We start from the raw sequence: 12,527 nt of genomic DNA, 5'->3' as shown, positions 1-12,527 counted from the left end.
TATTATTCTCATTGGCTAAATAGGTTTTGAGAGAAGAGAGGTGTCTTCCATATGTATTTGCCAGCCAGACCATCCGTACTCTATCGCCCCTTTCAGCCAACTTTTGAAAAACAGCTGCAATCCTACTCCGAGTACAAGCCTTCCTTGACCGCTCCTTTTGGCGGCGGTATTCAATTTCACGGATTTTATATGGATGACCTCAGCGTCAATCAAATGTTTGTCCTTCCGGAAGGCTGCATGAGTCTTGTCATTTGCTGTTATCCGGAGCACCCGTCAGCCAACATATGCGGCACGTTATATAAAGGCAGACAGGGGTTATTTGTCCGGTCGGAGTGCGAGTACTTTGTGATCCGCTTTCTTCCGGGCTACGCGGAGCATTTCTTCCGTTATTCTATTGGGGAATTCAGTGAACTGGAGATTCCGGTCGGGGATGTTCTTCCTCATGCGGCGGAATTGCTGGAGCGGGTGGTGGAGAAGAAGACTTTTCATGAACGGGTCAGAGCCTTTGAGGAATATTACAACACCTACATACTGGGCCGGCTGGAGATCCCGCGGCTGATTGAATATTTAACCGATCGGATTATCCGCAGCCGCGGCACACTGCATGTTAACGATCTATCCAAAGACACGGGCTATTCCAGCCGTTATATGATCAAAGCCTTCGAGCGTTATATCGGGGCCTCCCCCAAGCTGTTCAGCCGCATTATCCGCTTTCAGCATGTACTGGGGTTATTGGAGGGTAACCATTACAAAGAAACTCTCGAGCATATCTTCGAGCTTGGTTATTTCGATCAGAACCACTTCATTAAAGAGTTCAAGGAATTCAGTCTGACGACGCCCAAAAAGTATATCATCAAAGGAACTACGGGGAATTTGGCGGATGAATCTTAAGTTCTTATTTCAGATATTCTTTCCATGCGGCTCCAAGTTCCGCAGTATACCGGGTCAGCCGTAAGCTGATCTCAGTGCGCATCACATCACGCGTAAGTCCGAACCGTTCCTGATATCCCCGGCAAAAGATTTTGTGATACACCAGGAACTCCTCCTGCTCATCGGGCAGCACTCTGATATTGCGCTGCTTCAGCTCTTTTTGCAGCTGGTAGGTATCCTGCATGATCCGGCGCTGTATCGCTTGACCGGCAATCACAAAGGCGCGCTTAAGAATACTGCTGGACAGCTCGATCTCCTTCAGGCTCCGGCTGACCATAGTATCTATGTAAGGGAGCAAAATGAGGTCACGCACCATCGTCCGCTCCTCGACAGTGATCATTTTTCTAACTGTATCCTCTTGCTTCTCCTCAAACTGATCCACATGCTCACTCATCAACATCTTAGTTTTCCACCGCTCATTTCCGTTTAATTTGCTCATTTATAATGACCCCCAATCTGCTGCGCCCGTTCCAGTGCAACCCCGGATTCCAGCAAAGAGGATGCGCGGATAAGCGCCCGGCTGCCGTATCTGGTTTTGATCTGATCCACTGCCCGTTCTCTGCTCAATGTGCGGATGCGGTCATCGAATAAGGTGAGCTGCATGACACTGTCATCGGTCAGCTGGGAGATAGAGATCGCCAGGCGGCTTAGCGGCATCCCCGTCCAATGATCCACAAACAAGCGGTAGGCCGCCGCTGCCACCTCATGCGTTAAAGACGACGGCTCCGGCAGTGTCACTTGTCTGCTGTAGGAGTTAGATTTGTTGCCGTCCGTCTCTGCTACCACGATAGACACCACCGACCCCATATACCGGTATTTCCGCGCCCGCTGGCACACCTCGATCACCAGTTCCAGCAACACAACCTCAATTTCCGGCAGCCGGGTATAGAGATTCCAGCGCAGCGCCTTCCCGTGCCCGACCGACTTGATCTGGTGGCGTATCCCGGTAACAACCGGGCTGGGATCGATCCCGCGCGCCGTCTGCCAATAATATTCCGCTTGAATATCACTCTGCTTGCCCATGGTTGTGCGCATTCTCCGCTTGAATTCCCCCAGCTCCATCCGCGCAATATCTCCAATCGTAGTAATCCCCATACGGTAAAAATTCTTGGTCATCCGTCCAGCCACCATAAACATTTCATGCACCGGCAGCGGCCAGAGCTCTGTGTCTATATTATCGTAATCGAGCCTGAAGATCCCTCCTTCCTTCTTCTTGGCAAAGTTGTTGGCCATCTTGGCCAGAATTTTGGTCGGTCCGACTCCCACCCGGGTCCACACCCCCGTAGATAACAGGACATGATGCTGGATGGAACGAATCATATCCGGCAGATCTCCTCCAAAAACACTCAAAGAACCGGTCACATCCAAAAACTGCTCATCGATGCTAAAGGCCTCAACCTGGTCGGTATATCCCTTATAGATTTCTGAAATCATCAGCGAGACCTGGATATACGTACTCATCCGCGGGCGGATCACTACGAGATCCCGGCATTTGGTCATGGCTTCACCCACGCGTGATGCGGTGGTTACACCATGAGATTTGGCGATAGGGCAGGCAGCCAGGACAATACCGTTCATCCGCGTGGGATCGCCGACTGCGACAGGCATATCTTTATACTCGGGATGCGCAGCCTTTTCGACACTTGCATAGAAGGATTGGCAATCCGAGAGCAGAATGATCCGGTCTTTAGGCATATTTCTGCCTCTGTACCGGGTGCCACGACAAGATGCTGTCTGTCAGGAAAACACGGGGCAGGCCGGTGCTCAGACAGGTAGCCCGTATGCGGCCGTCACGAATCCCGTGCACTTCAATTTTCCGCTGCGTAATCCTGCCCGCTTTGTCCAGGTATATCATTTCAATCGTTTGGCCGATACTCATTTTCATGACTGATCGCCTCCGGTATAATAAGAACATTTGTTTGTATTATAACCAGGATTAAGTTTTTTAAGCAATGGTAAAATAGAACAGGCGTTCTTGTTTGATAAGAGTAGCTTATGCGTTGCTGGTGAGTATTAGAACCGGATAGGAGCGGGATGGGCTGGGGGGAGGTAACAGTGAGAGACAATTCGTATTGGGAATACGGGGAAACCCTGGGGCGCATCCAAAAAGTAGGCTTATAAAGTCTCCTTTTTTTGTCTGCGGCGTTATGTGTAATGATGCTTCGGAATTTATTGGAAAATAGGGATAACAGCATCCGGACTGCGAGGCGGCTGATGTTGACGCAAGAATTCCTTGATCCAGCGATATCTGTGGCAGAGATCAGGAGGTTTTTTATAGAATCCTGCACATAATACAACATTTTCCTCATCCTATCGGCCCAAATCCAACATTGTTGTATAAAATGCAGGATTTCACCTCACCCAAGCGGCTTAGCAGGATTATTCTTGTATTTCATACAACAATCCTCCCAAATACCTCGCTATCTATGAATCAAAGTTGCAAAACGTACAACATTTATCTCTAAAGAGATGTATATCCAGCAACACAACAAAGCCCCTTCAAAGTCGCGAACGACTCGAAGGGGCTTTTTGTCCTAATTACCTTAGATATAAAACATCTATTTGGCTATATCTACAGGGAGCTACAAGAAATGAGCTAAAGCCTTACGGGGATTGGGTTTAGCTCATTTTATATCGAGTTACAGCTACAAGGAAAAACATACATCTACAACGTGTTTTACGGGTAATTTACGGGTAACAAAAACATCAAAAGAGCCGTCCAGGATCACTCCTGTGGCGGCTCTTTACCTTCGCGATTTATCTTCTCTTCAACAGCTTCCAATATGAAGGCATTGCGGCTCATATCCGCCGCCTTTGCTGCAGCGTCAATACGCTCCTTGTCACCCTTCTTTACCCACAATTTTACTTGATCGTAATTTGCGGCATTGTACTTGTCTTTTGCCCGGGTAGAGGCTTTACCTTGTTGCTCCATAGGCTTGTCCCTCCTTTCTCAAAGGATATCACAAAAAATATACTGATACCAGTACAAAAAAACCCTGATTATATACTGGTACCAGTATATAATTGAGATAAAAAAGGAGGTGAACATGGCACATGAAAGATTGGGTAACACTCCTTACAGCAATCATCCAGCTCATTACCGCAACATTGCTGCTAAAGGACAAAAAGAAAGGAACCAAAAAACGCAGCCGACCGGGCAAACGTAAATAGGTTCCACGGAGGAAGGGTTCACGGCCCTTCCTCCACCCAATCATAACATAAACGGTTTGGACGATACAATCAGCCGGCGGGCATACGCGGGGAGGAATTAACCATGCTGAATACAATCACCTGGATCATTATCGGGGCCGCACTGGTCCTGTCGATCATTGCGCTGATAAAAGCTCGGGGGCGGCGCTAATGCTGCCCACACACCTGAGACTCGCGGAGCTGTACCACCTGCACAAAGTAGGTAAGCTCACAACGGCGGATGGACCTGAGCTGCTGCAATGTCTGGCCGTCAACGCCCAGTACTGCTGGGACACGTTAAAGCTGCGGCAGCTCTCTAATCTGGCCGCAGCCACACAAGACACGGATTGGCTGAATGAACTGCGCATCCGGGAAGATGCCCTGCAGCTGACCGGGAGGGCACCCACTTTATGAAATTAGAGGAGCTGAAGCCAGGGCTACCTGTGCAGATCACGAAGGGCTATCATGCAGGCAAGACCGGCAAAGTGATTACCATAGGGACGTTTGAGGGTGGCCCAAAACGGATTGGGGCGCTGGTGGATATTGCAGAGCCAGTGCTGGTGATCATGGATCCGGAAGCGCTGGAGAAATTACTGGAGGAGCCGCTGCCGCCAGGGTGGGAGCAATTTGAGGTATAGACAAATAAAAGCCCTGTTAGCCGATGAAGGCTAGCAGGGCTTAAAGCTCAATATTTTTTATATAAATACCGTTATAATATTACATATATTTGAACCTAATATAGCAATATACCTTTTATAGAATATTATTTCAAGGAATATAATTACATTTATTTTCCTTTTTATTCTATATAATTGGAATTGTAATATTTTACTATAAAACTAATTTGGAGGTAAAAAATTTGAAAAAGTTAACCGCAGTCTTGTCCATCGCTTTATTGACTACCGCAATTGCCCCTTTTGCGTCTGCAAATCAATCTAACCCGACAGCAGGACCTACTCAACAGGTAAGCAGTCAACAAGAAGCAACAAACACATATACTTATAATGGCCTTCAAATTAATTCGCCTCTCGCTCTGAGTGACGAACAGCTAGCTTCTATTTACAGCAATGTCCAAAAGCAAGCCCAATCGCGTGATTTGATCACTCCTTTTTCACATGAAATTGGAGGTTCTGGAGAACTGGTTTACGGACCTAAATATGAAACCCACACAAATAAGGATGTTGTCATTTTTGCCACAGCTGCTACAGCTTGGTTAAATAATTACATCTATACAAAAATCGGTTGGAATCCCTCGTGGTTTAAAAAATGGGTGATTTCCGCTACGGAGGGTTGGTTTGTTAATCAGGGTGTAAACCCTACTTATACAGGAATATGGACAACAAGAGCTGGCGACCCTCAAGTCCCTGGATTATCGCGTTTTTACCTAACTTTAGTACATTATACGAACAACTCATTCAATACTCCTATTAGTGTGCAGTATAATGAAGTAGCGACTGAATATAATCCTTAATGAATCGTATTGTAATTTCAATACCCGTTGTATTCAAATTGAGTTCAACGGGTATATTTAAAAAGATTGGAGGAACGATCATGACAGATATCGATGAGAGAAATTGGGGCCAACAGGAGCCGGTCAAAGAACCGAAGGACCGATATGCACAGTTTCTAAAAATTGTATCAATAACCTTTGTAAGTGTAACCCTTACTATTATTTTTACTGAGTTAAACACAGGTAAATATCCCCTGAAGCTCGTTTTCTTCGTTATTGGGCAATTCTTCATATATAGATATGTCATGAAGAATGTTTCAGAGTCCTCAGAAAAGTTCAAAACCTTCTGTATAAAATTTAAAATAAAATTACCTATACTCTACATTTTGTATTTCTTGTTTCTCTTCTATATCGGGCAACCCTATTTATAAACTTACTTTGCATTAAAAAGACCTATTAAAAAAACCACCAGCCGGAGCCAGTGGGCAGATGATTACCGCAAGGTATTCTTCTTGTCTTTTCCTTCATACTCATACCAAGCCTTTTCGATAGCAGCCCGGATCTCTTCGGCGGAAAAAGATATGCCCAGCTGCTTCAGCTTATCTGAGACATACCACAATGCCTTAGTTAACTTATCCGACCCCTCCAGCTCCACAAATGCCGATTCTGCATAAATGTAAGCCTCCAGCGCTTTTGCCCACAGTAGCGCCTGCAGTTTGTTCTGTTGTTCCGCTTCAGCTGCCCCCTTCTTGGCCTTGATCCAGCCACCCAGCGCCCGCCAGTGACGCAAGAGAAAAGCAATCAACACCAATGACACAGCCGTCACCATGTAAGCCAGCAGGTTCTCTGCGACATTCTGAAATACAGTATCCATATTACTTTCCCCCTTTCTGCTGCGCCGCCAGCCCCAGCCGGTACAAGATAGTAATCAGCCGCGCCTCTGCGTATGTGGCCTTGTCCGGTGTATCTATTACCGGCTTGCCATTGAGTACTGACGGTGTGTTCGCAAAAGCCTTCAGCGCATCCTCGGCCCATGCCGGAGGGTTGGTGTCGGTCAGCTCCAGCAATAAGGCGCTCAACTCCTTGATTTCTCCGGCCTGCAGGATTGACTGCTGCTTAAGTACGTCCTTGCTATTGGTCAGCCCGGCCACAGTAGATTCCAGCTCCTTCACCAGTGCTTCAATTCTGCTCATGTCTTCCTCTGCCTCCTCCATGTATTTATCAATTACGGCGAATGCCTTCGTTATCAAAGATACTGCCGGTTTCTTGCCTTCACGTAGCTGCGAGGTCGTCAATCCAAAAACCATTTCCAGATGTGGCATGTCAGTAAATGTCCGCCAGTCACCGCCCCATGAAAACCCGAGGCGCTTGGCTTCCTCCACAACCTCCGACCAATCTGGCAGGCTGTCCTTGTCATCGTCCCGCAGCATGTCCCAGGAGACTGTGCGACCGTCCGGCAGGAGCAGTGCAAAGTCAATTGCCCATCCGTAGTTGTGATTGCTGTAACCGCCTCGGGCATTGGTCACAATGTCCTCTTTGGGCTGTGCAATTACATGAGACAGCCCCACGGCGGCAAGCTGCTTCGCGGTCCGTCCCTTGGCGTAAAGGTTATCTTGCTCGGCCTTGGTGCGAAGTCCCTGCGTGATGATGATCTGTACACCGCGATTGTAACAGCCTGTAATCAACGCAATCATTCCTGCTGCAATAACAGGCTGCAGCCCCGACAGCTTGGACACTGATTTAAGCTTTACCTGATCAAGCGTCAACATCTTGCTTAACCTCCTCTTTAACAGCCGGGAAGATCATAAACAGATCCTGCCGCCGGGTATACATGAGATACGTCAGTATCATCAGCCCTAATGTTGTGCCGACCTGAGCCGCAGCCCATGCATTGGATTTAAGCGCAGCAAGCACAGCATCACCGGCAGTAAATTTGCTGAAGCGAATCCAAAATGCTACGGCCATCTTGACCGTATATGCCCCCAGGAAGAAGAACGCCGCCAGCATGAACAAGCTCACCACCCGGGCGCGGAATCTCTTTCGGAAGTATAAAAAAAGCGCGGCCATAAGCAGCAGCGCACAAATAAATGAAATACCGTATGCAATTAGTAACAAGATATCAATGCCCCCCATGATTAACACCCCGATCATAAATTAAAAATTCGGCAAAACCGTTATTCCGGATCTCCTCTTGAATGTCCTTGGAGGTATCCTTGTATCTGGCAATCGCAAATGATACCCTGCGGGATGCCCACGCCAGCTCCTTTTCTCTCTCTTTATGCTGGGGCGATAAACGTTTTATCCATTGACCAAACACGGTTCTCCTCCCCTGTCCTCATCATTGCCGGCATTACTTGCGGCATGATCTATTTTGAGCCTCTGCAGCACTTGAAGTGTCGGTGCCATGAAGTCTGACCGCTCTTTGTCGAGGATTGCTTGCAGCCGGTCCCGATCTTCTTCTGCACGATCCAGCAGCTCACGCGGCACCCATTTCCCGCGCCGGATGTCTCTCACAAAACCAAAGACGATAAACACCAGTACCAGCGCCACAATGTAAGCCAAGCCGTATTTGTCTGCGAGCAGCAGCAGCTTTTCCAAGTTTGATACATTATTGCTATCCATTCCCCCGCTCCCCTCTATCTCTAATGGTGTGTAAAAAAGCCCCCGAAGCAGCTCCGAGGGCAAAATAAAAACGCCTCTATGGGCGCCAGCAAATTCTATCTATTCAGCCAGATATTCCACTCCACTATCAACCAGGATCTCCAGTACTCCCGGTTGCAGAGTCTTCGGAACCTCGGCGTACTTGGTTTTACCCAAGATTACGCGTTGTGCGAAAAACATTGCCATCATGACATCACCCCCTTTCAAGAATTGAAGCCGGAACACAGCGCCCCCAGCCCGAAACACTTAGAGCTTTAGCTCCTCACTTAAGACCGCATACTTACGGACAGCTAATGGAGCAAGCAGGATACTTTGAGGGCTTACCTACCGAGGATGTCGATTTTGTTAAGGATTTATTTAATGAGAGCGAACAAGTAGAAACTGATAAATCCGATTTGAAGAAAGACACATCCACTATTGCCGCCCATCATGACGGTGAAGAGTGGACTGAAGAAGAACTGGAAGAAATCGAACGGTTTAAACAATTTGTCAAAATGAAGAGAGGACCTCGCACCGAGGAGTGACACGCATTGACCTATCAGAACCTCATGAAAGATGCAGATGTGAGAGGGATTGAAGTTTATGAGGTAACGTTCCGTGGGAAACTTAAGGGCCTGTATCAAGATAAAATCATTTGGCTGGATAAATCCCTATCAGTTATGGAAAAGCATTGTATTCTTGCCGAGGAGATCGGCCATTATGAGACAACAACAGGTGATATCCTTGACCAAACAGATATTAGAAATCGCAAACAGGAGCTCAAAGCGAGACAATGGGCATATCAAAGAATCATTCCGCTGCCTGCTATTGTACAAGCCTACCATTCGGGTGCGAAGGATCGTTATGAAATTGCAGAATTTTTAAATGTTACTGAAGAGTTTTTACAAGTGGCGGTTGATCGATATAAGGATCAATTTGGCCTCCTTTCGACAATTGATAATTACATAGTCTATCTCGATCCTCTGAGGGGCGTTAAAGTCCACCTATAACCCCCCGCGCTCTTCAGCCGAGAGGCTGTTTATATATAGCCAAAAACAGAACATATGTTTGCGTAAAGGAGAAAAAAGGATGAAAAATGCTAAGAACGAGCTTCCAACCAATGTACGAGAGCGAGACGGTAAATACACCTATCGGTACTATGTGCCCGTCACGAAACTTGTCGATGGCAAGGAAGTCAAGGACAGCAAGGAGAAAGAGTCCCCACGCTTTGAAACAATCCAAGAAGCAGTCGACTTCGGAATCCTTATTCAAGCCCAAAAGATTCAAAAAACGCTAAAACACAAAGAGGAACTAACAGTTAGCGTCTGGGGTAAAAGTTGGCTTAAGCATTACATTATTGAACGTGAGCCAACCGGCAATACGATTGAAAACAGGAAGTATGGACTTGGAATCATACTAAAAAAATTTGGAGGTTTTACTTTACCTGAGGTAACTGCGGGGTTTTATCAAGAATTGTTATACCACCTGAAGGAAGAAGGAAAAAGCCGAAATACAATTACAGCAGTCCATACCGCAGCTTCTCTCATGTTTAAACATGCCAAAAGAAATGGGTTAATAGAATCCGATCCAACTGCAGATGCCGTAATCCCAAAAGATAAAAAAGTAGCAAGAAAAAAGGGAGAGAAAAAACAAGTCCTCCCAAAATTTCTTGAGAAGGATGAGTTGAAAGCTTTTCTTCAGTTGTGTCGGTTCATATTAACTATTAACCTATGGGCTTTATTCGTTGTATTGGCTTATACAGGGTTACGAATCAGTGAAGCCGGTGGCTTGCAGTGGGAAGACATCGACATGGAAAAACGGACAATTGATGTAAACAAGCAGATTTACGGTACAAGCGTCCGTAATTACATTTTTATCCCTACAAAGAATGATCAGAGTGAACGGATAATTAGTTTTGGCGACACTGTAGCTAAAGCTCTGGAGCTGCTAAAAGGTTGGCAGCGTGAAGAAAAACTGTCTGCCAAAACCTTTAACCCAAAAGATGACTTCGTCTTCTGGTGTCCATCCCTGCCAGGATATCCAATCCAAATTACGTCTATGCCTAAAATTATGAAAGCAGTGCTAGGGAAAGCCGGGCTACCAACCCAGCTTACACCTCATAGCCTACGTCACACACATGTATCCCTACTCGCATCGAATCCGCGTGTAGGATTACCAGAGATCCAGGCCCGTATCGGCCATAAAAGCAATTCTAAAGTAACTGAATTGATCTATCTCCATGTAACAAAGCAACGGCAATACGAAATTGCAGACGACTTTGAATGGGCAATGAATCAGTAAATTACGGGTAATTTGCGGGTAACACTTTTCAAAAATCCCTTTGAAATCAACAGGTTTCAAGCCCCTGTTAAATATAGAACATATAATTATCCGCGTGGCTCTCTTCCTTGAAGTTGATCAGGTCGGATAATGTGGTGGAGTCCAGCACATCGGCGATGCTGTCGCGGATGCGCAGCCACAGGTCGCGCTTGGCCGGGTCATCTTCTTCTGTGAAGTCCACAGGAGAAATCGGGCCTTCCAGTACACGGATGATGTCTCCGGCAGTAATGGTGCTGGTCTCGCGGGACAGAATATACCCGCCGTATGCGCCGCGGATACTTTTTACAAGTCCGGCATTACGCAGCGGGGCGATCAGTTGCTCCAGATAATGCTCGGAAAGTCCGTTTTTCTCGGCAATGCTCTTAAGTGATGTTGGCCCTTCACCAAATCTCAGGGCAAGCTCCATCATAATGGTTAATCCGTAACGTCCTTTGGTTGATATTTTCAAAGGGGCACCTCTTTCGGTTTAGTTGCTGGTTCTGTGGTTCCTGTTTCGCTGGTTAGACATGAGATATGTCATATCAACGTATTCCGATGTTTGCTCTCAGCTTATGTTATCATATCTTTGGACACATTTGGAACACCCAACGGGAATAATTCGCGATTTTGTTCACCAGTGGTGGACAAATTGTCAATTTTGAACCGTTTTCCGCTATATTTTATAACAGCCTTCTCCTGTTTGGGGTAGACAGGTATGTTATAATACACAATGAGCCGGGTGTTCAGTCAGAACGCCGGTATTTTGTGCATAGAAAATGGTGATCACGATGACAAAAGCTAATCAGGATATCCGTGTCGTCGTCGGTATGTCGGGTGGGGTCGATTCCTCTGTTACAGCGCTTCTGCTGAAGCAGCAGGGTTATGATGTCATCGGCATCTTCATGAAGAATTGGGATGATACCGACGAGTTCGGCGTATGTACGGCTGAGACCGATGCCGAGGATGTGCGCCGCGTGTGCGAGCAGATCGATATTCCTTACTATACCGTTAATTTCGAGAAGGAATACTTTGATAAAGTCTTTTCCTATTTCCTCGAAGAATATAAGGCCGGCCGGACACCGAATCCGGATGTGATGTGCAACCGCGAGATCAAGTTCGGGGAATTCCTGAACAAAGCGCTGCAGCTTGGCGCTGATTACGTGGCTACCGGGCACTACGCCCGGGTAGTGGAAGAAGACGGCATGTTCAAGCTGCTGCGCGGCGTGGACAACAACAAAGACCAGACTTATTTCCTCAATGCGCTGAACCAGTACCAGCTCTCCAAGGCCATGTTCCCGATCGGGCATCTGCCGAAGCCTGAGGTGCGGAGAATTGCCGAGGAAGCCGGACTCTACACCGCCAAGAAAAAAGACAGCACCGGCGTCTGCTTCATCGGAGAACGCAATTTCCGTGAATTCTTAAGCCAATACCTGCCGGCACAGTCGGGCAATATGGTCGATATCGCCACCGGTGAAGTCAAAGGCCGTCACGACGGCCTCATGTATTACACGCTGGGCCAGCGCCAGGGTCTTGGCATCGGCGGCTCCGGCACAGGTGAACCGTGGTTCGTGGCCGAGAAGGATCTGGCAAGCAATACCCTGTATGTTGTACAGGGCGAGAAGCATGTCAGCCTGTACTCCACCAGCCTCATAGCCTCCGGCGTGAACTGGATTGATGCAGCTACACTGGGCGATACGCCGCTGAAGTGCACCGCCAAGTTCCGCTACCGCCAGCCGGATCAGGGCGTTACGCTGACGAAGCAGGAGGACGGAACCGTGCATGTTGCATTTGATGTTCAGCAGAAGGCGATCACGCCGGGACAGGCTGTGGTGTTCTACCTTGGTGATACGTGTCTGGGCGGCGGAACCATTGAGACTGCCGAGAAGGTTGTGCCGCTGCCGCAGGTGTAACTGCATCACCTGCCTGAGACGAGCCCCTAATGCATACAAAAGAACCTTCAACACCACCGGATGGTGGAGCTGAAGGTTCTTTTATTCGT

Annotated in this window: 20 protein-coding genes; 9 read left to right on the top strand and 11 right to left on the bottom strand. The window is 47.5% G+C overall.

Annotated features, from left to right (window positions below):
- Window positions 1-51: 51 nt before the first annotated feature.
- Complete coding sequence (locus tag GC101_RS33995) at window positions 52-891, top strand: helix-turn-helix domain-containing protein (RefSeq protein WP_171720901.1); 840 nt, start codon at window positions 52-54, stop codon at window positions 889-891.
- 4 nt (window positions 892-895) lie between these two features.
- Here GC101_RS33995 and GC101_RS33990 read toward each other — a convergent pair whose 3' ends face one another.
- The 4 genes from GC101_RS33990 to GC101_RS33975 form a co-directional block, all read right to left on the bottom strand.
- Entirely contained in the window at window positions 896-1,369 is a 474-nt protein-coding gene (locus GC101_RS33990; RefSeq protein ID WP_171720900.1) for a YhjD family protein, read from the bottom strand.
- Window positions 1,366-2,625, bottom strand: coding sequence for a DNA polymerase IV (locus tag GC101_RS33985; RefSeq protein WP_171720899.1), 1,260 nt, complete (start codon window positions 2,623-2,625; stop codon window positions 1,366-1,368). Before GC101_RS33985 ends, GC101_RS33990 begins: the two co-directional genes overlap by 4 nt.
- Complete coding sequence (locus tag GC101_RS33980) at window positions 2,618-2,815, bottom strand: hypothetical protein (RefSeq protein WP_171720898.1); 198 nt, start codon at window positions 2,813-2,815, stop codon at window positions 2,618-2,620. The genes GC101_RS33985 and GC101_RS33980 overlap by 8 nt, the downstream gene beginning before the upstream one ends.
- 840 nt (window positions 2,816-3,655) lie before the next feature.
- Complete coding sequence (locus tag GC101_RS33975) at window positions 3,656-3,862, bottom strand: ribbon-helix-helix protein, CopG family (protein WP_039300864.1); 207 nt, start codon at window positions 3,860-3,862, stop codon at window positions 3,656-3,658.
- A gap of 428 nt (window positions 3,863-4,290) precedes the next feature.
- Here GC101_RS33975 and GC101_RS33970 point away from each other — a divergent pair, with 428 nt between their 5' ends.
- From GC101_RS33970 to GC101_RS33955, 4 genes are all read left to right on the top strand, one after another.
- On the top strand, window positions 4,291-4,533 hold the full coding sequence (locus GC101_RS33970) for a DUF7667 family protein (RefSeq protein WP_171720897.1): 243 nt from the start codon (window positions 4,291-4,293) through the stop codon (window positions 4,531-4,533).
- Complete coding sequence (locus GC101_RS33965; RefSeq protein ID WP_171720896.1) at window positions 4,530-4,757, top strand: hypothetical protein; 228 nt, start codon at window positions 4,530-4,532, stop codon at window positions 4,755-4,757. The genes GC101_RS33970 and GC101_RS33965 overlap by 4 nt, the downstream gene beginning before the upstream one ends.
- A gap of 221 nt (window positions 4,758-4,978) precedes the next feature.
- Window positions 4,979-5,590 carry a hypothetical protein gene (locus GC101_RS33960; protein ID WP_171720895.1) on the top strand — a complete coding sequence of 204 codons (612 nt, stop codon included), beginning with the start codon at window positions 4,979-4,981 and terminating at the stop codon, window positions 5,588-5,590.
- Window positions 5,591-5,670: 80 nt separating this feature from the next.
- Complete coding sequence (locus GC101_RS33955) at window positions 5,671-6,000, top strand: hypothetical protein (RefSeq protein WP_171720894.1); 330 nt, start codon at window positions 5,671-5,673, stop codon at window positions 5,998-6,000.
- 62 nt (window positions 6,001-6,062) lie between these two features.
- On the opposite strand, the gene GC101_RS33950 is transcribed toward GC101_RS33955, so the two are convergent.
- From GC101_RS33950 to GC101_RS36660, 6 genes are all read right to left on the bottom strand, one after another.
- Window positions 6,063-6,443 carry a phage holin, LLH family gene (locus GC101_RS33950; protein WP_171720893.1) on the bottom strand — a complete coding sequence of 127 codons (381 nt, stop codon included), beginning with the start codon at window positions 6,441-6,443 and terminating at the stop codon, window positions 6,063-6,065.
- A 1-nt stretch (window position 6,444) separates the two neighbouring features.
- Window positions 6,445-7,338, bottom strand: coding sequence for a M15 family metallopeptidase (locus tag GC101_RS33945; protein ID WP_171720892.1), 894 nt, complete (start codon window positions 7,336-7,338; stop codon window positions 6,445-6,447).
- Window positions 7,325-7,702: a hypothetical protein gene (locus tag GC101_RS33940; RefSeq protein ID WP_171720891.1), complete on the bottom strand. Its 378-nt coding sequence runs from the start codon at window positions 7,700-7,702 to the stop codon at window positions 7,325-7,327. The genes GC101_RS33945 and GC101_RS33940 overlap by 14 nt, the downstream gene beginning before the upstream one ends.
- Window positions 7,689-7,886, bottom strand: coding sequence for a hypothetical protein (locus GC101_RS33935; RefSeq protein ID WP_171720890.1), 198 nt, complete (start codon window positions 7,884-7,886; stop codon window positions 7,689-7,691). The genes GC101_RS33940 and GC101_RS33935 overlap by 14 nt, the downstream gene beginning before the upstream one ends.
- The gene (locus GC101_RS33930) at window positions 7,868-8,191 is read right to left on the bottom strand and encodes a hypothetical protein (protein ID WP_171720889.1); all 324 of its coding nucleotides are present in this window, start codon (window positions 8,189-8,191) and stop codon (window positions 7,868-7,870) included. Before GC101_RS33930 ends, GC101_RS33935 begins: the two co-directional genes overlap by 19 nt.
- Before the next feature lie 99 nt (window positions 8,192-8,290).
- Entirely contained in the window at window positions 8,291-8,419 is a 129-nt protein-coding gene (locus GC101_RS36660) for a hypothetical protein (RefSeq protein WP_281365945.1), read from the bottom strand.
- 104 nt (window positions 8,420-8,523) lie between these two features.
- On the opposite strand from GC101_RS36660, the gene GC101_RS36410 reads away from it, so the two are divergent.
- The 3 genes from GC101_RS36410 to GC101_RS33915 all read left to right on the top strand — a co-directional run bounded on the left by GC101_RS36410 (window position 8,524) and on the right by GC101_RS33915 (window position 10,510).
- The gene (locus GC101_RS36410; protein ID WP_246354637.1) at window positions 8,524-8,754 is read left to right on the top strand and encodes an XRE family transcriptional regulator; all 231 of its coding nucleotides are present in this window, start codon (window positions 8,524-8,526) and stop codon (window positions 8,752-8,754) included.
- Between the two features lie 6 nt (window positions 8,755-8,760).
- The gene (locus GC101_RS33920) at window positions 8,761-9,219 is read left to right on the top strand and encodes an ImmA/IrrE family metallo-endopeptidase (RefSeq protein WP_171720888.1); all 459 of its coding nucleotides are present in this window, start codon (window positions 8,761-8,763) and stop codon (window positions 9,217-9,219) included.
- Window positions 9,220-9,298: 79 nt separating this feature from the next.
- Window positions 9,299-10,510: a tyrosine-type recombinase/integrase gene (locus GC101_RS33915; RefSeq protein WP_171720887.1), complete on the top strand. Its 1,212-nt coding sequence runs from the start codon at window positions 9,299-9,301 to the stop codon at window positions 10,508-10,510.
- A gap of 67 nt (window positions 10,511-10,577) precedes the next feature.
- On the opposite strand, the gene cymR is transcribed toward GC101_RS33915, so the two are convergent.
- Window positions 10,578-10,997, bottom strand: coding sequence for a cysteine metabolism transcriptional regulator CymR (gene cymR, locus GC101_RS33910; RefSeq protein WP_039294546.1), 420 nt, complete (start codon window positions 10,995-10,997; stop codon window positions 10,578-10,580).
- A gap of 319 nt (window positions 10,998-11,316) precedes the next feature.
- On the opposite strand from cymR, the gene mnmA reads away from it, so the two are divergent.
- The gene (mnmA, locus tag GC101_RS33905) at window positions 11,317-12,438 is read left to right on the top strand and encodes a tRNA 2-thiouridine(34) synthase MnmA (protein WP_171720886.1); all 1,122 of its coding nucleotides are present in this window, start codon (window positions 11,317-11,319) and stop codon (window positions 12,436-12,438) included.
- The last annotated feature ends 89 nt before the right edge of the window (window positions 12,439-12,527 follow it).

It is taken from the genome of Paenibacillus phytohabitans, from assembly GCF_013141775.1.
GTDB lineage: Bacteria > Bacillota > Bacilli > Paenibacillales > Paenibacillaceae > Paenibacillus_AQ > Paenibacillus_AQ phytohabitans.
This window is presented reverse-complemented; position numbering and strand designations above follow the sequence as displayed.